This is a genomic window from Mesorhizobium sp. IMUNJ 23033 (genome assembly GCF_044778005.1).
Classification (GTDB): domain Bacteria; phylum Pseudomonadota; class Alphaproteobacteria; order Rhizobiales; family Rhizobiaceae; genus Mesorhizobium; species Mesorhizobium amorphae_A.
In genome coordinates this window covers 134,417-159,865 of record NZ_JBJACT010000001.1, presented here as the reverse complement: position 1 = coordinate 159,865, position 25,449 = coordinate 134,417, and the positions used below count along the sequence as shown (strand labels likewise).

The following is a 25,449-nucleotide window of genomic DNA, read 5'->3' as shown; positions in this document are numbered from 1 at the left end:
GCAAGGCGACCTCAGGTTTTTATGAGCGGCGGGCTCAAGCCTGCCGCTCGCTCAAGGCTTCCTCGTATTTCTTGCGCGCGGCGTTCACCTGCGGCCGTGCCGAGACTTCCGGCACAGCGACGTCCCACCAGTGGCCGCCGGCATCGGTCGACACCAGCGGGTCGGTGTCGATGACAAGAACCGTGGTACGGGCGTTCTTCTTCGCCTGCTCTAGCGCGGTTTCAAGCCCGGCGATCGACGACACTTTCTCGGCGATGGCGCCGAGGCTTGCCGCATGCGCGGCGAAGTCGATGTCGGGCAGGATCTCGTGGCGCGAGTCCTTCAAGAGATTGTTGAAGTTGGCGCCGCCGGTCGCCATCTGCAGCCGGTTGATGCAGCCATAGCCTCTATTATCGAGCAGCACGATTACCAGCTTGAGGCCGAGCATGACCGAGGTCGCGATCTCGGAATTGAGCATCAGATAGGAGCCGTCGCCGATCATTACGACGACCTCCTCGTCGGGCTTGGCCATCTTGACGCCGAGCCCGCCGGCGATCTCGTAGCCCATGGTCGAGAAGCCATATTCGGCATGGTAGGAGCCGGGCGCGCCGGCCTGCCAGAGCTTGTGCAACTCGCCGGGCAGACCGCCGGCGGCATGCAGCAGGGTCACACTGGCGCCCATCGTGCGCTGCACGGCGCCGATCACCTGCGCGTCGGACGGATAGGCGGCATTGGTCGAGGCCGTCACCTTGGCGGCATCGGCCTGCCAGTCCGTCTTGCCCTTGATCGCATTGTCGGTCCAGGCGGCAGGCGCCTTCCAGCCCTTCAGCGCGGCAGCGAGTTCGGAGAGCCCTTCCGCTGCGTCGGCGACCAACGGCAGTGCCCAGTGCTTGCCGGCATCGAAAGGCTGGCTGTTCAGGCCGATGATGGTCCGGCCGGAATTCTTGAACAGCGCCCAGGAACCGGTGGTGAAATCCTGCAGCCTGGTGCCGACGGCGAGCACCACGTCGGCCTCTTCCGCCAGCCGGTTGGCGGCCGAAGTGCCGGTAACGCCGACCGCGGCCATGTTGAGCGGATGATCGTCCGGCAGCGAGGATTTGCCGCCTTGCGTCTCGCAGACCGGAATGCCGGCGCCCTGCACCAGCTTCGCCAATTCTCCGGACGCCTGCGAATAGAGCACGCCGCCGCCGGCGATCACCAGCGGCTTTTTCGCGCCCTTGAGCGCTGCCACCGCGGCCGCCAGTTCCTGGCGATCGGGGCGCACCCTGCGCGGCGTCCAGACGCGCTCGGCAAAGAAGTTTTCAGGATAATCATAGGCCTCGGCCTGCACGTCCTGGCAGAGCGACAGCGTCACCGGCCCGCATTCGGCCGGATCGGTCAGCACCTGCATGGCGCGGTTGAGCGCCGGGATGATCTGCTCGGGACGGGTGATGCGGTCGAAATAGCGCGAGACGGCGCGGAAGCAGTCGTTGACCGTCGCCGTGCCGTCGGAAAAATCCTCGGCCTGCTGCAGCACCGGATCCGGCAAGCGGTTGGCGAAGACATCGCCGGGCAAGAACAGGACGGGCAGTCTGTTTACATGCGCAAGTGCTGCCGCCGTCACCATGTTGAGCGCGCCGGGGCCGATCGAAGAGGTCGCCGCCATGAAGCGGCGGCGGAAATTGGCCTTGGCATAGGCGATCGCCGCATGCGCCATCGCCTGCTCATTGTGGGCGCGGAAGGTCGGCAGGTCGTCGCGCACCTGATAAAGCGCCTCGCCGATGCCGGCGACATTACCGTGGCCGAAGATCGCCCAGACGCCGCCGAAGATCTGAACCTTCTTGCCGTCGATCTCGGTCATCTGGCGGGACAGAAAGCGGGTCACAGCCTGCGCCATCGTCAGGCGAACGGTCTTGGTCATGTCGTTTCCTCCGGCTTTCCGTCTTCTTATGCGGCCTTGCGGCCGCGCGCGGCAAGCCATGCCTCGGTCAATTGCTCGAAGCGCGATGCCATGTCGGCCACCGCTTCGTCATCCGACATCCTGCCGGCAAGCCATTGTTCGGCGGCGTTGACGAAGATCGTGCGACCGACGGCAAAGCCTTTGACGATGGGCGCCTTAGCGGTGGCGGCGAAGGCCGCCTCCAACTCGTCCTGCGGCGCTTCCAGCCCGAGCAGCACGACGCCGCGGCACCATGGATCGTTCCTGACGATCACCGCCTCGATCTTCGCCCAGGCATTTGCCGAAGCCTGCGGTTCAAGCTTCCACCAGTCCGGCTTGATGCCGAGCGCATAGAGTTCCTCCAGCGCGCGCGGGATCGTCGTGTCGTCGAGCTTGCCGTGCTTGCCGGCGATGATCTCGACGAGAAGTTCTCGGCCTACCTTCCGCGCGGCCTCGAACAGCGCTCGGAGCTTCTGCTGCTGCTCCGTCTTCAGCGCCTCGGGATCGTCGGGATGGTAGAAGCACAGGCACTTGATGCAGTGCTCGACCGGCCATTCGACCAGTTGCGAGCCGATGTCCTGCGAGAATTCGAAGCGAAGCGGCCGCGAGCCCGGCAGTTCGACGGGACGGCCGAGCCAGGCGAAGGGATGGCGGGCGAACTCGAACATGGCGTCGCGGCCAAATTTCTCGTCGAGCAGCATGCCGTAGCCGCTGCGGCCAGCGGCAACCTTGGCGGCCGCCTTGACCGTCAGCACCTTGAAATCCTCGATGCGCGCGACATCGGCGCCAACCTTTGCCGCCACATCCTCGAGTTGGACGCGGTGGTCGCAGGCCAGCGCCATCAGCGAAGGAATGTCGCGCCGGCGGGTCGTCGCCCAATGGATGTGGTTGATCGCCTCGTCCTTGCGCAGCGCCAGATGCTTGCTGCCGTGCTTGAGGAAGAATTGCAGCTCCTCGAAGGTCGGATATTCCGGCGCGCAGAGCAGGCGCGACACGGCGAAGGCGCCGCAGGCATTGGCCCAGGTCGCCGCCGTGGCAAGGTTCTCGCCGCCGAGCCAGCCGCGCAGGAAGCCCGACATGAAGGCATCGCCGGCGCCGAGCACGTTATAGACCTCGATCGGGAAGCCCTTGCCGACGACGCCGTCCTCGAGATCGTCGCTGATCGGCCCGTCATAGACGATGCAGCCCATGGCGCCGCGCTTCAGCACGATGGTGGCCTTGGACAGCGAGCGGATGGTCTTCAGCGCGCTCAGGCAATCGTCGGCGCCGGACGCGATCATGATCTCTTCTTCGGTGCCGACGATGAGATCGCAATCGGGCAGCACGGTCTTCAACTGCGCCGAGACGCGGTCGGATTTGACATAGCGCTCAAAGCCTTCGGCATGGCCGGCGAGACCCCAGAGGTTGGGGCGGTAGTCGATGTCGAACACCACCTTGCCGCCCTTGGCTTTCATGATGCGGATCGCCTTGCGCTGGGCGGCGTCGCTGTTGGGCCGCGAAAAATGCGTGCCGGTGACGACGACGGAGCGCGCCGAGGCGATAAAGGCCTCGTCGATGTCCTCCTCCGCCAGCGCCATGTCGGCGCAGTCGGAGCGATAGAAGATCATCGGCGAGACGCCCTCCTCCTCAACCGACAGGAGCACCAGCGCGGTCAGCCTATCCCTGTCGGTCTTGAGGCCGTCGACCGAGACGCCTTCACGCCTGAGCTGTTCGCGGATGAAACGGCCCATCTGCTCGTCGCCGACGCGGGTGAGCAGCGCCGAGCGCAGGCCGAGCCTGGCCGTGCCGACCGAGATATTGGCCGGGCAGCCGCCAACCGACTTGGCGAAGGAGGTGATGTCCTCCAGCCGCGAGCCGGTCTGCTGGCCATAGAGATCGACCGACGCACGGCCGATGGTGATGACGTCGAGCGGTGTCTGTCTCGCTTCCACGGCTTCGCCCATTGGAACCTCCCATCGGCCTTGTTGTCTTGAGCAACTTCATTTTGGGGTACACGTGCGAGCGGCAGCGTGGCGCCGTCAATATGAAATAATAATTCCAATCCATAGTCAAGATGGAATGAGCATTCCTTTGCTGGAAAGTGCCGCCAAATCGGTGCGAGGCAGGTTTGGCTCCATTCACCAGGGAAGCGGACCATCGTCGTTGAAAAACCCGGCATTCGGGCCATCGGCATCCAGGGTCGCCAGGCGTATGACGATCTCAGCCGCCTGCTGCACGGTGCGGTGGCCTCTATGCCCATTCAGGTCGGTGGCGGTGTAGCCGGGCGCCGCGGCATTGACCTTGATGCCTTGCGGCGCGAGTTCCCGGGCGAAGGCCACGGTGATGGCGTTGAGGGCCGTCTTGGAGCTGCCGTAACCCATCATGTTGACCGAATGGTTCGGGGTGCCGGAGTCGAGCGCGCGGCCGATGGATCCCGTGGAGCTGCTCACCATGACGATGCGGGCGGCGGGCGCTGCAAGCAGCAGCGGCAGGAAGGCCTGTGTCACGCGGATCGGTCCGAAGACGTTGACGTCATAGGTGGCCCGGATATCGGCAAGATGCTGCTGGCTCGGCGGCAGCTCGTAATTGATGGCGACACCGGCATTGTTCACCAGAACGTCAAGGTAGGCGCTTTCCGCACCGACGGTTTTGGCGGCAGCCGCTACGCTTTCGTCCCGTGTCACGTCCAGCTCGAGCCATCGAACGTCCAGGCCTTCCGCGCGCAATTCCTGCGCCGTTGCCATGCCACGTTCGGCATCCCTGGCGCCGAGCCAGACCTTGAAGCCCATCGTCGCCAGCCGCCGGGCGATTTCGCGACCGATGCCCTTGTTGGCGCCGGTCACCACAGCGCTTTTCGATGTCGTCATTTTGGGGTCTCCATCTATCCATGTCGAAGACCCCCAAGATGGCGCGGCACAGGAAACGCCGCGCGCCGAAACCTCTTCCGCTCTTGCCTAATCCTCTCACAATGGTTGCGCGGCGCGTGTGGATGCGCGATGTTGACGCAATGAGCGAGGCCCTACGAGAGCTGATCGATATCGCCGGCCGCCACGCGCGCGGGCGTCGAACACCGACGGCGATCCCCCGCGTTTCGATCGGCCGCAGCGAAGTCACTTCTGCGCCGCTGCCGGGCGTGTGGGGATCGGGGATCTTGTTCGTGCTGCAGGGCGCGAAAACGGTTCTGATCGGCGACCGGGCCCTTCGCTACAATCCCGCCAGCTATTTCATCTACACTGTCGAGACGCCGACCATCAGCCAGATCGTCGAAGCGAGCGCCGCGCGTCCCTACCTGGCCATCGGCTTCACCCTTGACCTGCAGGCTGTCGCCGCGCTCCTCGTCGAGCACGAGCCGGCGGTTGGCGGCGACAGTTTCTCCACCTCTCCCGTCAATGACGAGCTGCTCGACGCGTTGCGTCGAATGATGCGGCTGCTTGACCGGCCAGCCGAGATCCCCGTGCTGGCGACCATGCTCGAACGCGAGATCTTGTTTCGGCTGCTGCAAGGCCCGCAAGGCGGAAAGCTTCGCCAGCTTGCGCGCACCGATGGCCATCTGGCCCGGATTGGCCAGGCGATCGCCTGGATCCGGACGCATTGCCATCAGACAATCCGGGTCGCAGATCTGGCCGAAATTGCCCATATGAGCAGCGCTGCATTTTACCGCCACTTCAAGGCGGCGACGGCCATGAGCCCGATCCAGTATCAAAAACAGATCCGGCTGCTGGAGGCCCGCCATCTGCTGGTCGCCAAGCCAGGCAACGTGGCACAGGTCGCCTTCGCCGTCGGCTACGAGAGTGCTTCCCAGTTCAGCCGGGAATATGCCCGTCAGTTCGGGTCGCCGCCTGCGCGCGACGCAGCGCGCCTGGTGGCAGGAGGCGAAGCGGCGGTAGAGGTCATTTAAGTATTTGTTTTTACGCAATTCCGGACGGAAAACCGCTAAGCACTTTTCCTGGAATTGCTCTAGACTTTGCGCTTGCGGCCCGTATCGCGCCGCTTTTCGCCGACGGCGACGGTCAGCGCCATGGCCAGCGCCATTGTTGCCGACAGCGAGCGGAAGCCGGCGAAATCGGCCTCGGCGACCTCGAACCAGACCTTGGCGAACTGGGCGAGCGGCGAAAACGAACTGTCGGTTATGGCCACGATTGGCACGCCCTGCTCGGAGATAGCGCGCGTCTCCTCGATGGTCGCCGGAGCATAGGGCGAAAAACTGATGGCGATGACGGCGTCGTTCGGCGTGGCAAAGCCGACCATCTCGGCGTTCAGGCCGGCGGCCGATTCGATCAGCTGGTTGCGGATCTTCAGCTTGCCCAGCGCATAGGCGATGTAGGAGGCGACCGGATAGGAGCGGCGCTTGGCCAGCACATAGATGGTCTCGGCCTTGGCCAGCAGAGCGATCGCCTCTTCGAAATGCGGTTCGTTGAGCGTGCGCGAAATGTCGCTGAGCGAGGTGCTGGCGGCGGCGACGAAGCCGTCGAAAATCGCCCGGTGGCCGGCACCCTCCTCGGCCTTGGCGCGCAGCGCTGCCAGCCTTTCGTCATAGGAGGAATTGCGCTCGCGCAGGCGCTCGCGAAACACCTGCTGCAGGCTGGTGAAGCCGTCGAAGCCGAGTTGCTGGGCAAAACGGATCAGGGTCGATGGCTGAACGCCGGCGGAAGCGGCGATGCTGGCTGCAGTGCCGAAGGCGATATCGTCGGGATTGTCGAGCGCATAGGCGGCGATCTGCGCGATACGCTTGGGCAGGCTCTGGCGCCGCTCCAGGATCGTCGCCCGCAGCGTCTCGAAATCGCGGGGCACCCGTTCGTCCATCGTCGCTCCGCCCAAGCCCATCTGTCGACGCCCCCTCTGTGCACATCATAGCGAGACTGTGCAAGAAGGCCACAAAAAATGAGTCACACGTTCCATTTGCGAGCAAAATGGATTAATTCATCCACACTATTTTGCCCCGCAGTGGAGATTGCAGAGATGGTCGGAGTCGGTCTTATCGGTACGGGCTTCATGGGCAAGTGCCATGCGATTGCCTGGAGCGCGGTCGGCACCGTCTTTCCCGAAGTCGCCAAGCCAAGGCTGGTGCATCTGGGCGAGGTCGATGCGGATCTCGCCAAACGCCGCGCCGCAGAATTCGGCTTCGCCAAAGGCTCCGGCGACTGGCGCGCCGTCGTCAACGACCCGGAGGTCGATGTCGTCTCGCTGACCACGCCCAACCAGTTCCACCCGGAAATGGCCATCGCCATCCTCGAGGCCGGCAAGCATCTGTGGTGCGAAAAGCCGATGGCGCCGGGCTTCGCCGAGGCGCAAGCCATGGCCGCGGCGGCGAAGAAATCGGGCAAGGTGGCCGCACTTGGCTACAACTACATCCAGAACCCTGCCATCCGCCATATCGGACAGCTGCTCGAGGAAAAGATGATCGGCGAGGTCAACCATCTGCGCATCGAGATGGACGAGGATTTCATGGCCGACCCCGAGGCGCTGTTCTTCTGGAAGCACGAAGCGGCTTCCGGCTATGGCGCGCTCGACGATTTCGCCGTGCATCCGCTGTCCCTGGTCAACGTGCTGTTCGGCCGCGTCGCCCGCGTCATGTGCGACATGGCCAAGCCCTATGCCGACCGCAAACTGGCATCTGGCGGGCGCCGCGCGGTCGAAACCTATGACATCGCCAGCGTGCTGATGCATCTCGAAAACGGCGTCGCCGGCACGCTGCTGGTCAACCGTTCGGCCTGGGGCCGCAAGGGCCGCATCGCCATCCAGATCTTCGGCTCCAAAGGCTCGATCCTCTACGATCAGGAGCGGTTCAACGAATTCCAACTCTACCTCACCGCCGACCGGCCGACCGAGCAGGGCTACCGTACCATTCTGGTGGCGCCGCACCACAAGCCCTACGACGCCTTCCTGCCGGCGCCCGGCCACGGCCTCGGCTTCAACGACCTCAAGATCATCGAATGCCGCGAACTCCTGACCCGGCTCGCCGGCAAGCCGGCACGGATCATCGACTTCGATGAAGGCCTGGAGATCGAGCGCACCGTGCATGCGATGGCGCGCTCGTTCGAGGAACAGCGCTGGATCGACGTGCGATAGCGGCAGCCGCGCCGGTTCCGGCGCGGCTGTTTCAACAGCGTCAGGCGGCGCCCTGGCGGCTATCCAGCATGGCGCGGCGCGCCGAGCGGCGCCACTCGACGGCGCCGGCAAGACCGTGCAGCACCGTCTCGGTGGTCGTCCAGTCGATGCAGCCATCGGTGATGCTCTGGCCGTAGACGAGCGGCTTGCCGGGCACGACGTCCTGGCGACCGGCGACGAGATTGCTCTCGATCATGACGCCGATGATGCGCTCGTCGCCCGCGGCAACCTGGCCCGCCACGTCGGCCGCCACCCTTGGCTGATTCTCCGGCTTCTTCGAGCTGTTGGCGTGGCTGACATCGATCATCAACCGGGGTGCGATGCCAATGCGGCCGAGTTCCGCAGAGGCGGCGGCGACACTCGCCGCATCATAGTTGGGCTGAATGCCGCCGCGCAGGATGACGTGGCAGTCCTCGTTGCCGGTGGTCGTCGCAATGGCGCTGCGCCCGCCCTTGGTCACTGCCATGAAATGATGCGGCTGGGCGGCGGATTTCACCGCCTCGGCGGCGATGCGCAAATTGCCGTCGGTGCCGTTCTTGAAGCCGACCGGGCAGGAGAGACCCGATGCGAGTTCGCGATGGATCTGGCTCTCGGTGGTGCGCGCGCCGATAGCGCCCCAGGCGACGAGGTCGGCAATATATTGCGGCGTGGTCATGTCGAGGAATTCGGTCGCCGCCGGCAGGCCGAGATTGTTGACGGCCGACAGCACGTTGCGGGCCATACGCAGCCCCTTGTCGATGTTGAAGCTGCCGTCGAGGTCGGGATCGTTGATCAGGCCCTTCCAGCCGACCGTCGTGCGCGGCTTCTCGAAATAGACGCGCATGACGATCTCCAGCCGGTCCGCCAGGGACTCGCGCAGCGCTGCCAGACGGCTGGCATAGTCCATGGCGGCGACCGGATCGTGGATCGAACAAGGGCCGACGACGACCAACAGCCGGTCGTCGGTGCCGGTCAAAATAGAATGGATCGCATTGCGCGAGGCGGCAACGGCGCGCGTCGCCGTCAGCGTGCGCGGTATCTCCCGCATCACCTCTTCCGGCGTACTCAGTTCCTTGATTTCGGTGACCCGAAGATCGTCTGTGGTGGTCAACACGGCTTTCTGCTCCTGATTGGGAGACCTGCCGGCTGAAACAAAAAAGCCGCCAGGTCTGGCGGCTGTTCGGATTTTGATGCTGCAATCTTCAGATCGAGCGCAATCCTCCCGCCGCCAGCGAGCTGCCGTAGCTAAAGTACCAGAACGTGGCGGTCAGGTGGATCATGCGGCTCATATAGTCGAAGCTGAGGCGCTTGTCACTACTCGCCGATCACGCCGGCTATGTTCTGGTCGTAGTCGACCAGCGAACCGGTCATGACGCCGGCCTGCGGGCTCAGCATATAGGTGATCAGCCGGGCAAGCTGCGCGGGCTTGACCAGCTGGCCCATAGGCTGGGAAGCCTCGGCCTTTTCCAACCAGTCGTCCGGCGCGTCGTGCCACTTCTTCTGCACGATCGCCTCGCCCTCGGTGTCCATCCATCCAGGCAGCACGGCGTTGCAGCGTATGCGGTTCTTCCGATAGGAGCTGGCGACATTCTTGGTCAGCGTCATCAGCGCGCCCTTGCTGGTCGAATAGGGCGTCAGGAACGACTGGCCGGCATGCGCCGACATCGACAGCACGTTGACGATGGAACCGGGTGCCTTGCGTTCGAGCAGATGCGCCACCAGGCCCTGCATCAGGAAGAACGGGCCGCGCACATTTGTCGCGAAGATCGCGTCGAAAAGCTCTTCGCTCGTCTCGACCAGCGAGCCGCGTGCCGAGGTGGCGGCGGCGTTGACCAGCGCGTTGACGGTGCCGAAATGGGCGATCGCGGTGTCGACGGCGCGCTTGCAGTCGGCGACCTTGGCGACATCGGCGCTGATGAAGATGGCGTCGACCCCGGCCTTCTTGAGCGAGGCGACCGCCTTGTCGCCCTTCTCCTGCGAGCGGCCGATCAGCGCCAAAGCGCGGCAGCCTTCATCGGCCAGCGCCTCGGCGACGGCGAAGCCAATGCCTTGCGCGCCGCCGGTCACGATGGCGCGCGTTTCCGAATTGCGACCGGCTGAACCGTTCATCGCTTTGCTCCTGTGTTCGATACCAAATAGCCCAAGGTGTGTTCAGATTCAGGTCAGGCCGAGCCGAAAATGGTGGTTTCCGAGAACCGGAGCGGAGCGTACTTTTGGGTACGTGAGCACCGGAAGCGCAGAAAGCTACCGTTTGCAGGCCGGCCTCACCTGAATATCAACACACCTTAGTCGAGGCGGACGGTCTTGCCCGACTTCGCTGATTTCAGTGCCGCATCGGCGAGCTTCAGTGCCACGAGGCCATCCGCTCCGCTGGGTGCCGCCTTCTTGCCCTTTGTTGCCGCGGCGATGAAGGCCGCGATCTCGTTGGCGTAGGCGTCGAGGTAGCGGGTCATGAAGAAGTCGTGCAGCGGCGGGCGGGTGTAGCCCTTCTCATTGGCCAGTTCGATCGACACCGGCCGCTGGTTCTCGGCCGCGACCATGCCTTTCGAGCCGTGCACCTCGATGCGCTGGTCGTAGCCATAGGTGGCGCGGCGCGAGTTGGAGATGACGGCCTGCTTGCCGGAGGCGGTTTCGAGGATGACGCTGACACTGTCGAAATCGCCAGCCTCGCCGATCTTCTTGTCGACCAGCACCGAGGCATGGGCGCTGACCGCCACCGGCTCCTCGCCGAGCAGGAAGCGGGCCATGTCGAAATCGTGGATGGTCATGTCGCGGAAGATGCCGCCCGAACGGGCGATATAGTCGAGCGGCGGCGCGCCGGGATCGCGCGACGTGATGGTGACCATCTCGACCGTGCCGATGGCGCCGTCGTCGATCGCCTTGCGCACGGCGGCGAAATGCGGATCGAAGCGGCGGTTGAAGCCGACCATGAGCGTGGCCTTGGCCTTGTCGACCACGGCCAGGCACTTTTCGACCCGCTTCACATTGAGGTCGATCGGCTTCTCGCAGAAGATCGCCTTGCCGGCCTTGGCAAAGCGCTCGATCAGGTCGGCATGGGTGTCGGTCGGCGTGCAGATGATGACGGCGTCGATGTCCTTGGCCTTCTCGATCGCCCCGATCGTGCGTACCTCGGCGCCGTAAGCCGATGCCAGTTCCGTCGCCGCTTTCTCGAAGGCGTCCGCAACGGCAACCAGTTTTGCCTCGGGGTTGGAGCCGACGGCACGGGCGTGGACTTTGCCGATACGACCGGCACCGAGAAGAGCGAAGCGAAGTGTCATCTGGTATTTCCTTTGGGGGATGGGTTCGAACGAATTTCCGCGCCCATCGGGGCGCGGATGATTTTTGGATTGCAGCGGGCCGCTAGAGGCTACCGCCCGCCGCAAACAATACTAGGCTGCCGCAAGTTCCGCCTCCCCGGTCTTGCTGCCGGTGATGTAGGCGACGATGTCGTTGCCGTCGGTGTCCTGCTTGCGAAGGTTGGCGACGATCTTGCCGCGCCGGAAGACGACGATGCGGTCGACGAGATCGAACACCTGGCGCATGTTGTGGCTGATCAGGATCAGCGGCTCGCCGTTTGCCTTCAGCGTGCGGATGATGTTTTCGACCTGCGCCGTCTCCTGCACGCCAAGGGCGGCCGTCGGCTCGTCCATGATGATCAGCTTGGAGGCGAAGGTCGCGGTCCTGGCGATCGCCACGCATTGCCGCTGACCGCCCGACATGTGGCGGATGGTGCTGGACAAATTGGGGATCTTCACCGCCGTGCGGACCAGTGCGGCCTCGGTCGCCTTGCGCATATACTTGCGGTCGAGGATCGAGAAGGGGCCGAGGTTGAACAGCACCTTTTCGCGGCCGAGGAACAGGTTCGACGGCACGTCAAGATCGTCGGCCAGCGCCAGGTTCTGGAACACCGTTTCGATGCCCGCCTCGCGCGCTTCGATCGGGCCGGCGAAGTTCACTTCCTTGCCGTCGAACCAGACCTTGCCGTCGGTGCGCTGCTCGACGCCGGTGATCTGGCGCACGAAGGTCGATTTGCCGGCGCCGTTGTCGCCCATGATGGCGACATGCTCGCCCTTGCGCAGCTCGAAGTTGGCGCCTTCGAGCGCATGCACGCCGCCATAGCGCTTGGTCAGGTTTTCGGTCTTCAGAATGATGTCCGACATGGTCAAGCTCCTATCGCGCGGCGACGCTGGCGCCATTGATCGAGAACCACCGCGCCGACGATGATCACGCCCTTGACCATCTCCTGGTAGTAGGCGTCGAGGCGCAGAAAGGTGAAGCCGGAGATGATGACACCGAAGATCAGCGAGCCGATCACCGTGCCGATGATCGAGCCGCGGCCGCCCGACAGCGAGACGCCGCCGATGACCGCCATGGCGATGGCGTCGAGTTCATACATGACGCCCATGCCGGACTGGGCGGTGAGGTTCTTGGAGCACAGCACCACGGCGGCGAGCGAGGCGAGGATGCTGGCGATGACGTAGACGAGAATCTTGTGGTTGGCGATCTTGATGCCCGACATGCGCGCGGCGTCCTCATTGGAGCCGATCGCATAACAGTGCTTGCCGTATTTGGTGTAGGTCAGGATCAGCTGGAACAGTATCGCCAGCGAGATGAAGATCACGACCGGCATCAGGCCCTTGCCTATGCCAGCGAAACTCTCGGTCGGAAACGAGATCGGCTGTCCCTTCGACCACCATTTGGCGATGCCGCGCGCCGTGACCATCATGCCGAGCGTGGCGATGAAGGGCGGGATGCGCGTGTAGGCGATCAAGGCACCATTGACCAGGCCGGCCAGCAGGCCGCAGCCAATGGCGACCAGCACCGGAACGATCACCGGCAGGTCGGACCAGCCGACGAACATCGCCTTGGGGTTCGGGTTGCCATTGACCGTCGCCACCTGGGCGAAGCTCATCGCAATCATCGCCGTGGCGCCGACGACCGAGCCCGAGGACAGGTCGATGCCGCCGGTGATGATCACCTGCGTCACACCGATGGCGATGATACCGACGATCGACACCTGCAGGATGATGATTTCGAGGCGCTGCTGGTTGAAGATCGCATCGACATTGTCGCGGGTGTTGAACAGGAAACTGTCGCCGAGAAAGACCCGGCCAATCAGTTCGAAAGCGCCGACGAGGATGACGAGCGCCAGGAAAACGTTGAACTCGGCAGGCCATGCCCGTTTTTTTGCATCATAGGTGAGCCCACCGATGCCATGAGATGTCTGTGCCACGTTTTTTCCTCCGTCGGCCGCATTCATCCTCCCGCCCGCTGGGGCGGGAGGAAAGTGAGGAGCGGCGCTGTTTTTCTGGATTGGATGCGCCGCTCTACTCTTTAGTCGCAATTCCGGACGGAAAACCGTTTCACACTTTTCCTGGAATTGCTCTGGCGAAGCGCCTGGCTCAGTTCTTCTTCAGGAACTTGTCGATGTTGGCCGGCGTGACGAGCTGGAAGGGGATATAGACCTTCCGTTCGACTTTCTCGCCCTTGGCCAGCTTCAGCGCCGCGTCGAGGGCACCGGCACCCTGGCCGGCCGCGTCCTGGAACACGGTCGCGTCAAGGTCGCCCGCCTGCATCGCAGCCAGCGCGTCCTGGGTGGCGTCGACGCCGCCGACGACGACCGTCTTCATGTCGATGTTGGCGGCCTTCATCGCCTGGATGGCGCCGATGGCGCTTTCGTCGTTGTTGGCGATGACACCGTCGAACGGCTTGCCGGTCGACAGCCAGTTGGTCATCAGGTTCTGGGCCTCATCGCGGTTCCAGTTCGACGTCTGCTTGTCGATGATCTTGATGAAGCTGCATTCCGGCGTGGCGATCACGTCGTCAATGTCCTTGGTGCGCATTACCGCGGCCTGATTGGAAAGCTCGCCCATGATCACATAGACATTGGCTTCCTTCTTGCCGGCTTCGGTGAACAGGCGGCAGACTTCCTTGGTCTCGAGCGTGCCGGAATCGGCCTCGTTCGAGGCGACGAAGGCCTGGTTCTCCGGCAGCGTGTCGACGTTGACCGGCTCGCGGTTGACATAGACCAGCGGGACCTTGGCCGCGGCCGCCGCATCCGACATCGCCTGGGTGGCCGAGGTGTCGACCGGGTTGACGATGATGGCGTCGACGCCAGAGGCGACGAAGTTCTTGATCTGGTCAAGCTGCTTGGCGACGTCGTTCTGCGCGTCCTCGACCTGCAGCTCGACACCGTCCATGCCCTTGGCCTGCTCGATCATGCCGTTGCGCAGCACGGTCAGGAAGTTGTCGTCGAACTTGGCCATCGACACGCCGACCTTGGCCGCGAATGCCGACGAACTCATCAGCGCCGCAAAGGCGACGCCCAAAATCAGTTTCTTCATTGTATTTCTCCTCCACACATTGGTGTCCGGCTGCACCGATCTCGCCCGGAATCCCCGATCTCCCGAGGAATCTCTCCCGCCTGCTCCCCTGCTCCGGATGGCGTTTTGCCAGCGATTGGAACGCCAAGCCCTCTGTTTGAAACAGATGTTCCGGAACGAAAGGACCAAAATGCCTAGTCAGTGAAATATTTATTCCATTTTGGGGGAGGCCGTCAAGAGCGATTCCTAAAAACCGATGCCGGATTTTCGCGGCAGGGCCTTGCAATTTTCTATCAGGGTGATGGATCCCATCATTCCGAATGGCTCGATGGCCTAGATGTTTTCCGGCAGGTAAATGTCGAAGGGCAGGAAGGTCTGGCCCGGCGCATTGGCGGCGCCGGTTTCGATGGCATGCGCCATCAGGCCGACAAGCTCGCGGCAGAGCGCCGGCAGCGGCGTGGAAATCACCATGGTGAGGATGTTGTCGGCTAGCGCCGCGCGCGATTCGGCATTGATCTCGTTGCAGACGACCACCGGCATGTTTTCAGGCCTCGCCGCCCTGAGCGCCGAGACCGCGCCTTCCATGCCGCCGCCGGCGACGTAGCAGCCGGCAAGATCTGGATAGCGCGCCAGAAGATCGATCATCGCATCATGGGTCACCTGGTTGGCTTCCAGGTTGACCAGCGTCTCCATCACCGTGAATTCCGGCGCATGCTCGCGGAAGAATGACCTGAAGCCGATCTCGCGCAGCTCATGGCCATGGAAGCGATGGCTGCCGACGAAAAGGGCGACCTTGCCAGGCTTCCTCGCCGCCTTGGCGATCATCCAGGCCGCGCTGCGACCGACCTTGCGGTTGTCGAGGCCGACATAGCCCTCGCGGATGCCGGCGGCAAAGTCGGACAGCAGAGAGAAGACCGGCTGCCCCCTCGTCTTCAGCGCCTCGACGGCCGCCGTCAACGTCGGATGGTCCGGGCCGACAACGGCGACGGCCCTGGATTTCGCCGCCAGCTTGCGCATCTGGGCGGCGATCTCGTCAGGGGCCAGCGAACTGGCAAAGTCGATGGTTGCGACGCCACGGAAGCGCTGCGATTGCGACACCGCCAGTTCGAGCTCCCGCGCGAAATCGCTGTAGAAAACATCATTGCCCCTCAGGAGCAGAAAGCCGAGGCGGTATTCCGGCAGTTCCTGGCGCATGCGCTGCTTGATCAGCCCGGCGGCGTGATAGCCGATGCCGGTCGCAGCCTCATAGACACGGCGCGCTGTTTCCTCGCGCACCGGCAGGCGGTTGTTCAACACCCGGTCGACGGTGGCAACGCTGACGCCGGAGATGCGCGCCAGATCGGTGATGGTCGGCCGTTTTGCCATGACTGCCCTCTGATGTGTCGAACCCTTTTACATCATCCTGATGGGAAATGATAGAAACTATCTTTGTGAGATTGATCCTATCATCCAGTGGCGCTATTTTGAATTTCGACGCCTGCGATCGTACCCTTGGCATTCGCCGGGAAGGGACCGCGAGGCGCTGGTGGAGGTTTCCAATGGCGGCAACACTGTCTGCAACGCCGTCCCGGCGCGACTACAGCCTGGTCGGCCGGGATACGCAGCTGGCCGTCGAGAACGGGCTGGCGGCGGCCGATTGGTACCACACCGATGTTCCGCGCAAGCAGATGAAGGAGCTGATGCAGCGCTCCGACGGGCCGGCGATGCGCGACACCATCATCTGGCTCGGCGTGCTCATCCTGAGCGGAGCCGGCGGCGCCTGGTTCTGGGGTACCTGGTGGTGCGTGCCGTTCTTCTTCATCTACGGCACGCTCTACGGTTCATCGACCGATTCGCGCTGGCACGAATGCGGCCACGGCACCGCCTTCCGCACGCAGTGGATGAACGACGCGATCTATCAGATCGCCTGCTTCATGATCATGCGCAACCCGGTGACCTGGCGCTGGAGCCATACGCGCCACCATACCGACACCATCATCGTCGGCCGCGACCCCGAGATCGCCATCATGCGGCCGCCCGACCTCATCCGCGTCATTCTCGCCTTCGTCGGCGTCCTCGATGCCTGGCATGCCATGAAGGACATGGTCCGCCACGCGGCCGGCATCATCAGCGCCGAGGAAAAGACCTATGTGCCCGAGCAGGAACAGCCGAGGGCGATCTTCTTCGCCCGTATCTGGCTGGCGATCTATGCGGCGACGATCGCTCTGGCGCTCTATGTGGGCTCGTTCCTGCCGTTCATGCTGGTCGGGCTGCCCCGCCTTTACGGCGCCTGGCACCATGTGCTGACCGGCATCCTGCAGCATGGCGGGTTGGCCGACAATGTCATCGATCACCGGCTCAACAGCCGTACCGTCTACATGAACCCCATCAGCCGCTTCATCTACTGGAACATGAACTACCACGTGGAGCACCACATGTTCCCGATGGTGCCCTATCACGCGCTGCCCAGGCTGCACGAGCTGATCAAGCATGACCTGCCGGCGCCGACGCCGTCGATCCTGGCCGGCTACCGCGAAGTGATCCCGGTCTTCCTGCGCCAGTTGCGCAACGAAGACTATTTCCTCAGGCGCGAGCTGCCGCCGACCGCCAGGCCGTATCGCGAGGAATTGCACAACGACAACGCCGTCGCCGCGGCTGAATGACCGGCCTGATGGGCGCAGAGCAATCCAATTTTTCCGGAGGAACCAATGAGCGACTGGGTCGAGGCCTGTGAGGCCGCGGACATAGACGAAGAAGACGTGATGCGGTTCGACCATGGCGGCCGCACCTTCGCCATCTACCGCAGTCCCGACGACGAGTATTTCGCGACGGACGGGCTTTGCTCGCATGAAAAGGTGCATCTGGCCGACGGGCTGGTGATGGACGACATCATCGAATGCCCGAAGCACAATGGCCGCTTCAACTACAAGACCGGGGCGGCGAGAGGCGCGCCGGTCTGCGTCAACCTCAGGACATATCCGGTCAAGGTCGACGCCGGCAAAGTCCTCATTCAGATCGGATGACGGCGATGACAAAGGCAATGGTCATCATCGGCGCCGGCGAATGCGGCGGACGCGCCGCACTCGCGCTGCGCGATCTCGGCTTCGAAGGTCCGGTGACGCTGGTCGGCGACGAGCCGCATCTGCCCTATGAGCGGCCGCCGCTGTCGAAGGAGGCCATGACCGGCGAGGCGCCCGCGATCAAGGCGATCGCCAGCGATGAGATCCTGGCCGAACGGTCGATCCGGCATATCCATTCGGTTCAGGCCGTGGCGATCGACCGCGCCGCCCATGTCGTGCGCCTGTCGGATGGCTCGGCGCTGCCGTACGACAAGCTCCTGCTGGCGACCGGCTCGCTGCCGCGCAAGCTGCCGATGCCGGGCCTCGGAGCGCGCTGCGTGTATCTCAGAACCTTCAATGACGCACAGGCGATCCGCGCCCATCTCAGGGCCGGAAACCGCGTGGCAATCGTCGGCGGCGGCTTCATCGGTCTCGAACTCGCTGCCTCGGCGCGCAAACTTGGCGCTGATGTCACCGTCGTCGAAGCGCAGCCGCGCATCCTGATGCGCGGCGTGCCCGCCGAAATCGCCGAGATCATCCACAAGCAGCACGAGGCCGAAGGCGTGACGATCCTCGCCGGCCAGGGCATCGCGGCGATCGCCGATGACGGCGCCGAGGTGCGCATCGCGCTTGCCGGCGGGCTGGAGGTCGTTGCCGACCTCGCCATCATCGGCATCGGCGCAGTGCCGGTGACCGCACTGGCTGCGGAAGCGGGATTGACCATCGACAATGGCATTGCCGTCGACGCAGAACTTCGCACCGGCGATCCGGACATCTTTGCCGCCGGCGATTGCTGCTCGTTTCCGCTTGCCGTCTATGGCGGAAGGCGGGTGCGGCTTGAAGCCTGGCGCAACGCGCAGGAGCAAGGCGCGCTGGCGGCCAGGAACATGCTGGGCGCCGGCGAGGCCCATGCCGCCGTGCCGTGGTTCTGGTCGGATCAATATGGCCTGACCTTGCAGATCGCCGGGCTGTCGGACGAGGGGCACAGCGTCGTGCGCCGTGACCTCGAAGACGGCGCCTTCATCCTGTTCCATCTGGCTGGGGACGGCCGTCTGGTCGCGGCAAGCGGCATCGGGCCGGGCAATGCGGTCGCCCGCGACATCAGGCTGGCCGAAATGCTGATCGCCAAGCGGGCGAAGCCGGCGCCGGAGGCGCTCGGCTCACAGACGGTCAAGCTGAAGTCGCTGCTGGCGGCGTGAGGCGCGCCATCCGGAAATCAAGGACATAGGGGGAAGAAAATGCCGCGCACCAGACCGACGGTCGCCGACCTGCAATCGCTGAAGGGCAAGCGGCAGCTTTCCAAGCTCAGGGTCTTCTCGCTGGAAGAGGCCGAAGCCGCGGAGCGCGCCGGTATCGACATCATCTCCGTCCCCTACGACCTGATCTTCGACCCGCGGTTTCGCGATGCGGCACCGACCTGCTTTGCCATTCCCGGTGACGAGCAGTCCAAAATGGGCGCGACCACCGACGAGATTTTACGCACGGCGGTGAAGCTGCGCGCGGCAAGCGCCGACGCCATGTACTGTTCGGCCAGCCTGCAGACGATCCGGAGGCTGCGCGACGAGCATGTCCCGGTCTGCGGTCATGTCGGGCTGATCCCGGCGCATGCGACCTGGACGGGCGGCTTCAAGGCGGTCGGCAAGACCTCCGAAAGTGCTGCCTTCGTCTGGAAGCAGGTCAGGGACCTGGAAGCGGCAGGTGCCTTCGCCGCTGAGATCGAGGTGGTGCCGGCCGAAATGGCGAGCGCGATCTCCAGGCGCACGCCGCTGATCATGATCTCGATGGGGGCCGGCGCCGGGTGCGATGCCCAGTATCTGTTCTCGGAAGATGTGCTCGGCACCCATCGCGGACACTATCCGCGCCATGCCAAACGCTATCGCGACCTGGCGGCGGAGTTCGACCGTATCCAGAGCGAGCGCATTGCAGCATTCAGTGAATATGCCGACGACATCCAGTCCGGCGCCTATCCAGCACCGCAGCACATGGTCGGGGTGGACGCCGAGGAATTGCGCAAATTCGAGGCGTTCCTCGAATCCCAGACCTAAGCGGCACCCCTCAGCTCTAAAAGAGCGCCTTCAGCTCCGACAATTTGTCGTTGACCAGCCAGCCATAATAATTTTCCTCGGGCAGCTTTTCGGGCTCGCCGGCGGCTCGGCGCCTGTCGTTCTCGGCCTTCAGCGCTTCGGCGCGCTGCTCGGGATTGCCGACATTGTAGAGCGTCGCCGTGAGGCCGGGATTGCCCGAAATGTCGAAGCCGGCGATGCTCTTGTAGGCATCGATCGATTTGCTGATCGTCGCCGCGACGTAAGGCAGCGTCAGGTCCGGATCCATGATGGTCTTATAGACCCCGTTCGGATCGGCGACGTCGAGCTTGGGCAGGCCGGACACCTTGTGCACGAGATCGCTCATCTGCAGCGCGGTCAGCGGGTTGAGCTGGCCAAGGCCGAAGGTCTGGCCGGCATAATAGGGCTGGAAGAAGGTGGCGCCGAAACGGTCGTTGGGAAAGCTCTCGCCGCCCACACTCTTGCCGCGGAAGGCATGGTTCCACACCTGCTCGCGGCACTCCCACAAATCGTAGCTATCGGTCAGGCCGGCGCATTTCTTGAATTCCGGCCGCTGCACGAAATCCGTGATGTCCTCGCCCTCATAGGCGAAGGACAGCCTGCTTGACAGATAGGAGATCGCCTTGACGTAGTAGGTCTGCAGCCGGTCGTAGGCATCGACATTGTAGGTATGCTCGCCGACGATGGCGCCGACGATGTGAATGGGATCGATGCCATAAGCCGCCGCCTGCTGCTTGATCTTGCCGCGAAGGTCGGCGTCGTTCTGCAGCAGCGCGTAGACCTTGCGGTACTTGGCCTGGAAGGTGGTGTTGGTGGCCTGGGTGCGGCGGCTCGAGGCGCCCGGTATGTCGGGCTGCTCGGCATTGCGGTTTCCCGGCGGCACCAGCGTCGCCGCATCGGCGGCGGGCACCGCTGCCGCCAGCGCCAAGCCGAGAAGGAGAAGTATGCGTTTTTTCATGCACCGCCGCCTGTGAGTCGCCGGGCAAACTAGGTAAAGCTCAATGGAGAGTCGAGAGAACCGCCTCGTCTCGCCGGACGAAAGCGGCCAGATGCTTCCATTTGGCCACACCCTGGTTCTTGGGTCGGGAGCTGCCCGGCGCCGCTTCTACAGGATGAATCTGGACAAATCCGTGTTCCTGGAAAGGTCGCCGACATGCTTTTCCACATAGGCGGCATCGATGGTGACCGACGTGCCGTTGCGGTCCGGCGCGTCGTAGGAAATCTCGTCCAGCACCCGCTCCATCACCGTCTGCAGGCGCCTGGCGCCGATGTTCTCGACGCTGGCGTTGAGATCGACGGCGATGCCGGCAAGCGAATCGATGGCGTCATCGGTGAAGCTGAGCTCGACGCCTTCGGTCTTCATCAGCGCGATGTACTGCTTGATCAGGCTGGCCTCGGTCTCGGTCAGGATGCGGACGAAATCGTCCTTCTCCAGCGCCCGCAGTTCGACGCGGATCGGCAGGCGGCCCTGCAGTTCCGGCAGCAGGTCCGACGGCTTGGCGACGTGGAACGCACCCGAGGCGATGAACAGGATGTGGTCGGTCTTCACCGGTCCGTATTTGGTCGCCACCGTGGTGCCCTCGACCAGCGGCAGCAGGTCGCGCTGCACGCCTTCGCGGGAAACGCCGGCGCCGATGCCGCCTTCGCGCGACGCGATCTTGTCGATCTCGTCGAGGAAGACGATGCCGTCGTTTTCGGTCGATTCAAGCGCCCGGCGCACCACCTCGTCCTGGTCGAGCAGCTTGTCTGACTCGTCGCTGATCAGCAGCGCGTAGGATTCCTTCACCGTCGTCTTGCGTGTCTTGGTCCTCTGGCCGCCCATCGCCTTGGACAGCATGTCGTTTATGTTGAGCACGCCGATATTGCCGCCCGGCATGCCGGGAATCTCGAAGCCGGGCATGCCGCCGCTGCCGGTGTCGGCCACTTCGACCTCGATCTCCTTGTCGTCGAGCTCACCGTCGCGCAGCTTCTTGCGGAAGGAGTCGCGTGTGGCCGGGCTTGCCGTCTTGCCGACGAGCGCCTCAAGCACCCGTTCCTCGGCATTGATGTGGGCGCGCGCCTTGACGTCCTCGCGCATCTTCTCGCGCACCAGGCCGATGGCGATCTCGACCAGGTCGCGGATGATCTGCTCGACGTCGCGGCCGACATAGCCGACCTCGGTGAACTTGGTGGCCTCGACTTTGACGAAGGGCGCACTGGCGAGACGTGCCAGGCGGCGCGAGATCTCGGTCTTGCCGACGCCGGTCGGGCCGATCATCAGGATGTTCTTCGGCATCACCTCTTCGCGCATCTGGCCTTCGAGCTGCTGGCGGCGCCAGCGGTTGCGCAAGGCGATGGCCACGGCGCGCTTGGCGTCCTTCTGGCCGATGATGAAGCGGTCGAGTTCCGAAACGATTTCGCGCGGGGAGAATGTGCTCATATCACTCAAATTCCACTTTGCCACTGCCGGATGGACTCAAACGGATGCAGCAGCATGATCACGTTGAGCGTCAGATTGTCCCGGATGATGTAGCCGGTGCCCAGTTCGAAGATCACGGCAAGGCTGACGATCACCCATATAGGAAGCTTTCGCGCCATCACAAATCCCAGCACCATGGCGAACGTATCCGCCACGGAATTGATGATGCTGTCGCCGTAATAGTTGAGCGAGATGGTGCCGGCCCGATAGCGGTCGATGATGAAGGGGCTGTTTTCCAAGAGCTCCCAGCCGCCCTCGATGAGGACGGCGAAGGCCAGGCGGAGGCCGACCGGCGAGCGCGGGAACAGGACCCTTGCCAGCGCATAGAACAGGAAGCCGTGGATGATGTGCGAAGGCGTGTACCAGTCGGAAATGTGCTGGGAATTTTCCGAGCTCTGGACGACGCCGTGCCACAGTTTGACATAGCCGCAGGTGCAGATCGGCGGGTGGCCCATGCCGTAGAGGACCCCTGCCTGGAAGATGATCAGGGCGAGAACGAGCAGAAGCCCCATCCGCCAGCTGTCTTCATAGGCCGATAGCGTCTTGTCTTCGCCGATAGTGTTCATTTGGTCAGTGCCCCACTTGCGCGTCGCCATCGGCCGCATCAACGGCCATCAGCACGGCGTCCCCATATTCCGATTGCCTGCGTCCGATCGCCCTGAAGCCGGCCTTCTCATAGGCGCGGATGGCGCGCGCGTTCTGCGGATGCGGATCGATGATGACGCGCGGCACCCCTTCCTCGAAAAGCTGTTCGACGAACTGACGCACGATGGCCGAGCCATGGCCGACGCCGACCAGCTCCGGCCTGCCGATGGACAGGTCAATGCCCAGCGTGCCGAACGGCTGGTCGGCATAGGGATGATCGTCCTCCATATGCGGATCGTAGCTCTGCAGATAGGCGATCGGCTTGCCGTCCAGCTCGACGATCAGCGGTTCGACCGAAATCGAGTCGATATGCTCACGGATCTCGGTGATTTCCTTGTCGGGATCGTCCCACCATTCGGCGACATGCGGTTCGGCCAGCCAACCGGCGATCATCGGCAGGTCCTTTTCGGTCACCGGCCGAAATTCGTACACATCGCTCTGTTTGGCCCGCTCAGGCGGCATCGAGCGTTTCGATGACGAAGTTGTTGTTGGTGTAGACGCAGATGTCGGACGCGATCTGCATCGCCTTGCGGGCGATCTCTTCGGCGTTCTTGTCGGAATCCATCAGGGCGCGGGCGGCGGCCAGCGCGTAATTGCCGCCGGAGCCGATGGCCATGACGCCATGTTCGGGTTCGAGCACGTCGCCGGTGCCGGTCAGCGCCAGCGAGACCGACTTGTCGGCCACCAGCATCATGGCTTCCAGCCGGCGCAGGTAGCGGTCGGTGCGCCAGTCCTTGGCGAGCTCGACGCAGGCGCGCGTCAGCTGCTCCGGATATTGTTCGAGCTTGGCTTCAAGCCGCTCCAGAAGAGTGAAGGCATCGGCGGTGGCGCCGGCGAAACCGGCAATGACATTGCCGCCCTTGCCGATGCGGCGCACCTTCTTGGCGTTGCCCTTCATGATGGTCTGGCCAAGGCTGACCTGGCCGTCGCCGGCGATCACCACCTTGCTGCCCTTGCGCACCGTCACGATGGTCGTGGCATGCATGGTCAGTTCATTCGACATTTCCTGCTCCGATCAGCACCGATCCCGATAAGGCGATCCGGCGCGTTACGAGTGACTTGATCGGCCATATGTATGCATGGGTCAAGCGATTGCAAACCGGCCTCCGGCAAGCCTCGATAGCGCCGCGCATGGCAACTGGCAATCGCCGGATCATGCTGCTAGAAGGCTCTCGCTTTCAAGCGTGTGAGGGCTTGGAAGGCGTGAAACCCTGGACAAGGATGAGGTCATGTCGCCCCGTTCCGCCGAAGCAAGCCGCAAGACCAAAGAAACCGATATCTCCGTATCGGTCCATGTCGACGGCTCGGGCAAATCCGACATTGCGACCGGCGTCGGCTTCTTCGACCATATGCTGGACCAGTTGTCGCGCCACTCGCTGATCGACATGACGGTGAAGGCCAAGGGCGATTTGCACATCGACGACCACCACACTGTCGAGGATACCGGCATCGCGCTCGGCCAGGCGCTGGCCAAGGCGCTCGGCGAGCGGCGCGGCATCATGCGCTATGCCTCGATCGATCTTGCCATGGACGAGACGCTGACCAGGGCGGCGATCGACGTCTCCGGCCGTCCGTTCCTGGTCTGGAACGTATCCTTCTCGTCGCCCAAGATCGGCACCTTCGACACCGAGCTGGTGCGCGAATTCTTCCAGGCGCTGGCGCAGAACGCCGGGATCACGCTGCACGTGACCAATCATTACGGCGCCAACAACCACCACATCGCCGAGACCTGCTTCAAGGCGGTGGCGCGGACGCTGCGCGCAGCACTCGAACGCGACCCGCGCCAGCCGGACGCGGTGCCCTCCACCAAGGGATCTCTGAAAGGATAGGCGATGGCCATCTATGTCGTGATGGAACCGTCGGGCCGCGGCGAGAGGGTTGATTCAGTCTTTGTGCGCGACGGTTTCAGCTGGCTCGGCTTTCTGTTTTCGCCGCTGTGGCTCGCCTGGCACCGGCTGTGGATCGAGGCCGCATTGGCCTTTGTCGTCATGGCCATCCTGTCGATGCTTGGCGAAAAACTGGGGCTGGCCTGGGCCGGCTCGCTGCTGTCGCTGCTGGTCTCGCTCTATGTCGGGCTGGAGGGGCAGGCGCTGCGGATCGCGGCCCTGCGCCGCCGCGGCTGGCACGACTGGGGCGTCGTCGAAGCCGACAGGCTCGACGACGCCGAGACGCGCCAGGCACTGGAAGCCGACGCGCAGGCGGATGAGCCGGCGCCCGTGCCGCGCATCATTCCGGACGCCACCCAGGCGCGCCCGGCGCAGATGGGCATGGCGCTGGGACTGACCCACATCCCGGGAAAAACCTGACATGCGGGTTGCGATCATCGATTACGGGTCGGGCAATCTGCGCTCGGCCACCAAGGCCTTCGAGCGCGCCGCGCATGAGGCCGGCATCGCGGCGGCGATCGAGCTGACCGCCGATGCGGAACGCGTCCGCACCGCCGACCGCATCGTGCTGCCCGGCGTCGGCGCCTATGCCGACTGCGCGGCCGGCCTCAAGGCCGTCGCCGGCATGTGGGACGCGGTGGAAGAGGTGGCGATCGTCAAGGGCCGGCCCTTCTTCGGCATCTGCGTCGGCATGCAGCTGATGTCGGAACGTGGTCTGGAAAAGACCGTGACCAAGGGCTTTGGCTGGATCGCCGGCGACGTCAAGGAGATCACGCCCACCGATCCGGCACTGAAGATACCGCAGATCGGCTGGAACACGATCGAGATGACGCGCAAGCATCCGCTGTTTTCGGGCATCACGACCGGGACCAAGGGATTGCACGCCTATTTCGTCCATTCCTACCATCTCGATGCGAAGAAGGCCGACGAGGTGCTGGCAATTGCCGACTATGGCGGCCCGGTGACGGCGACAGTCGCGCGCGACAATCTCGTCGGCACACAGTTCCATCCCGAGAAGAGCCAGGCGCTCGGCCTGGCGCTGATCACCAATTTCCTGCGCTGGAGGCCTTAAC

25 protein-coding genes are annotated in these 25,449 nt (G+C 63.8%); 9 read left to right on the top strand and 16 right to left on the bottom strand.

All coding sequences use genetic code 11. From position 1 onward, the window contains the following. Positions 1-34: 34 nt before the first annotated feature. The 3 genes from iolD to ACFX5Q_RS00830 form a co-directional block, all read right to left on the bottom strand. Positions 35-1,879, bottom strand: a complete 1,845-nt coding sequence (gene iolD, locus ACFX5Q_RS00840) for a 3D-(3,5/4)-trihydroxycyclohexane-1,2-dione acylhydrolase (decyclizing) (protein WP_404274634.1) — start codon at positions 1,877-1,879, stop codon at positions 35-37. A gap of 26 nt (positions 1,880-1,905) precedes the next feature. After that, positions 1,906-3,840 (bottom strand): 5-dehydro-2-deoxygluconokinase, encoded by a 1,935-nt coding sequence (gene iolC / locus ACFX5Q_RS00835; RefSeq protein WP_404274632.1) that lies wholly within the window; start codon positions 3,838-3,840, stop codon positions 1,906-1,908. Between the two features lie 174 nt (positions 3,841-4,014). Beyond that, complete coding sequence (locus ACFX5Q_RS00830; RefSeq protein WP_404274630.1) at positions 4,015-4,743, bottom strand: SDR family oxidoreductase; 729 nt, start codon at positions 4,741-4,743, stop codon at positions 4,015-4,017. 122 nt (positions 4,744-4,865) lie between these two features. Between ACFX5Q_RS00830 and ACFX5Q_RS00825 the strand changes: the two genes are divergently transcribed. After that, positions 4,866-5,774 carry an AraC family transcriptional regulator N-terminal domain-containing protein gene (locus ACFX5Q_RS00825; RefSeq protein ID WP_404274629.1) on the top strand — a complete coding sequence of 303 codons (909 nt, stop codon included), beginning with the start codon at positions 4,866-4,868 and terminating at the stop codon, positions 5,772-5,774. Between the two features lie 59 nt (positions 5,775-5,833). Here ACFX5Q_RS00825 and ACFX5Q_RS00820 read toward each other — a convergent pair whose 3' ends face one another. Then, complete coding sequence (locus tag ACFX5Q_RS00820; RefSeq protein ID WP_192178309.1) at positions 5,834-6,679, bottom strand: MurR/RpiR family transcriptional regulator; 846 nt, start codon at positions 6,677-6,679, stop codon at positions 5,834-5,836. Between the two features lie 156 nt (positions 6,680-6,835). On the opposite strand from ACFX5Q_RS00820, the gene ACFX5Q_RS00815 reads away from it, so the two are divergent. Continuing rightward, entirely contained in the window at positions 6,836-7,945 is a 1,110-nt protein-coding gene (locus tag ACFX5Q_RS00815) for a Gfo/Idh/MocA family protein (protein WP_404274627.1), read from the top strand. 40 nt (positions 7,946-7,985) lie between these two features. Here the strand turns inward: ACFX5Q_RS00815 and ACFX5Q_RS00810 are convergent, their stop codons facing one another. From ACFX5Q_RS00810 to ACFX5Q_RS00780, 7 genes are all read right to left on the bottom strand, one after another. After that, the gene (locus ACFX5Q_RS00810; RefSeq protein ID WP_404274626.1) at positions 7,986-9,077 is read right to left on the bottom strand and encodes a 3-deoxy-7-phosphoheptulonate synthase; all 1,092 of its coding nucleotides are present in this window, start codon (positions 9,075-9,077) and stop codon (positions 7,986-7,988) included. A gap of 200 nt (positions 9,078-9,277) precedes the next feature. Beyond that, positions 9,278-10,072 carry an SDR family oxidoreductase gene (locus tag ACFX5Q_RS00805; RefSeq protein ID WP_404274625.1) on the bottom strand — a complete coding sequence of 265 codons (795 nt, stop codon included), beginning with the start codon at positions 10,070-10,072 and terminating at the stop codon, positions 9,278-9,280. A 176-nt stretch (positions 10,073-10,248) separates the two neighbouring features. Beyond that, entirely contained in the window at positions 10,249-11,241 is a 993-nt protein-coding gene (gene iolG, locus ACFX5Q_RS00800; protein ID WP_404274624.1) for an inositol 2-dehydrogenase, read from the bottom strand. Positions 11,242-11,352: 111 nt separating this feature from the next. Beyond that, positions 11,353-12,123, bottom strand: a complete 771-nt coding sequence (locus ACFX5Q_RS00795) for an ATP-binding cassette domain-containing protein (protein ID WP_192178314.1) — start codon at positions 12,121-12,123, stop codon at positions 11,353-11,355. Positions 12,124-12,125: 2 nt separating this feature from the next. After that, entirely contained in the window at positions 12,126-13,196 is a 1,071-nt protein-coding gene (locus tag ACFX5Q_RS00790) for an ABC transporter permease (protein WP_404274623.1), read from the bottom strand. A 169-nt stretch (positions 13,197-13,365) separates the two neighbouring features. Then, on the bottom strand, positions 13,366-14,307 hold the full coding sequence (locus ACFX5Q_RS00785) for a sugar ABC transporter substrate-binding protein (RefSeq protein ID WP_192178316.1): 942 nt from the start codon (positions 14,305-14,307) through the stop codon (positions 13,366-13,368). Positions 14,308-14,619: 312 nt separating this feature from the next. Further along, positions 14,620-15,651, bottom strand: coding sequence for a LacI family DNA-binding transcriptional regulator (locus tag ACFX5Q_RS00780; protein ID WP_404274621.1), 1,032 nt, complete (start codon positions 15,649-15,651; stop codon positions 14,620-14,622). Between the two features lie 173 nt (positions 15,652-15,824). Here ACFX5Q_RS00780 and ACFX5Q_RS00775 point away from each other — a divergent pair, with 173 nt between their 5' ends. Genes ACFX5Q_RS00775 through ACFX5Q_RS00760 form a run of 4 tightly spaced genes read left to right on the top strand, consistent with a single transcriptional unit; the run spans position 15,825 to position 19,369 of the window. After that, positions 15,825-16,928 (top strand): fatty acid desaturase family protein, encoded by a 1,104-nt coding sequence (locus tag ACFX5Q_RS00775; protein ID WP_404274620.1) that lies wholly within the window; start codon positions 15,825-15,827, stop codon positions 16,926-16,928. Between the two features lie 45 nt (positions 16,929-16,973). Next, positions 16,974-17,288: a MocE family 2Fe-2S type ferredoxin gene (locus ACFX5Q_RS00770; protein ID WP_006201301.1), complete on the top strand. Its 315-nt coding sequence runs from the start codon at positions 16,974-16,976 to the stop codon at positions 17,286-17,288. Further along, a complete protein-coding gene (locus tag ACFX5Q_RS00765; protein WP_404274618.1) occupies positions 17,285-18,523 on the top strand; it encodes an NAD(P)/FAD-dependent oxidoreductase in 1,239 nt (412 codons plus the stop codon). The genes ACFX5Q_RS00770 and ACFX5Q_RS00765 overlap by 4 nt, the downstream gene beginning before the upstream one ends. A gap of 39 nt (positions 18,524-18,562) precedes the next feature. Next, complete coding sequence (locus ACFX5Q_RS00760; protein WP_404274617.1) at positions 18,563-19,369, top strand: 3-methyl-2-oxobutanoate hydroxymethyltransferase; 807 nt, start codon at positions 18,563-18,565, stop codon at positions 19,367-19,369. Positions 19,370-19,385: 16 nt separating this feature from the next. Here ACFX5Q_RS00760 and ACFX5Q_RS00755 read toward each other — a convergent pair whose 3' ends face one another. From ACFX5Q_RS00755 to hslV, 5 genes are all read right to left on the bottom strand, one after another. Beyond that, positions 19,386-20,345 (bottom strand): DUF1402 family protein, encoded by a 960-nt coding sequence (locus ACFX5Q_RS00755; RefSeq protein WP_404274615.1) that lies wholly within the window; start codon positions 20,343-20,345, stop codon positions 19,386-19,388. A gap of 147 nt (positions 20,346-20,492) precedes the next feature. Beyond that, positions 20,493-21,806: an ATP-dependent protease ATPase subunit HslU gene (gene hslU / locus ACFX5Q_RS00750; protein ID WP_404274613.1), complete on the bottom strand. Its 1,314-nt coding sequence runs from the start codon at positions 21,804-21,806 to the stop codon at positions 20,493-20,495. Between the two features lie 5 nt (positions 21,807-21,811). Continuing rightward, positions 21,812-22,411 carry a DUF2585 domain-containing protein gene (locus tag ACFX5Q_RS00745; protein WP_404274612.1) on the bottom strand — a complete coding sequence of 200 codons (600 nt, stop codon included), beginning with the start codon at positions 22,409-22,411 and terminating at the stop codon, positions 21,812-21,814. A gap of 4 nt (positions 22,412-22,415) precedes the next feature. Then, positions 22,416-22,952, bottom strand: a complete 537-nt coding sequence (locus ACFX5Q_RS00740; protein ID WP_404274611.1) for a GNAT family N-acetyltransferase — start codon at positions 22,950-22,952, stop codon at positions 22,416-22,418. Beyond that, positions 22,942-23,493: an ATP-dependent protease subunit HslV gene (gene hslV / locus ACFX5Q_RS00735; protein ID WP_404274609.1), complete on the bottom strand. Its 552-nt coding sequence runs from the start codon at positions 23,491-23,493 to the stop codon at positions 22,942-22,944. The genes ACFX5Q_RS00740 and hslV overlap by 11 nt, the downstream gene beginning before the upstream one ends. Before the next feature lie 226 nt (positions 23,494-23,719). Between hslV and hisB the strand changes: the two genes are divergently transcribed. The 3 genes from hisB to hisH are packed head-to-tail and all read left to right on the top strand — an operon-like array spanning position 23,720 to position 25,448. Beyond that, complete coding sequence (hisB, locus tag ACFX5Q_RS00730; protein ID WP_404274608.1) at positions 23,720-24,319, top strand: imidazoleglycerol-phosphate dehydratase HisB; 600 nt, start codon at positions 23,720-23,722, stop codon at positions 24,317-24,319. A gap of 3 nt (positions 24,320-24,322) precedes the next feature. Continuing rightward, positions 24,323-24,796 (top strand): DUF2628 domain-containing protein, encoded by a 474-nt coding sequence (locus ACFX5Q_RS00725; RefSeq protein ID WP_404274606.1) that lies wholly within the window; start codon positions 24,323-24,325, stop codon positions 24,794-24,796. 1 nt (position 24,797) lies between these two features. Continuing rightward, positions 24,798-25,448: an imidazole glycerol phosphate synthase subunit HisH gene (hisH, locus tag ACFX5Q_RS00720; protein ID WP_404274604.1), complete on the top strand. Its 651-nt coding sequence runs from the start codon at positions 24,798-24,800 to the stop codon at positions 25,446-25,448. Position 25,449 lies beyond the last annotated feature (1 nt).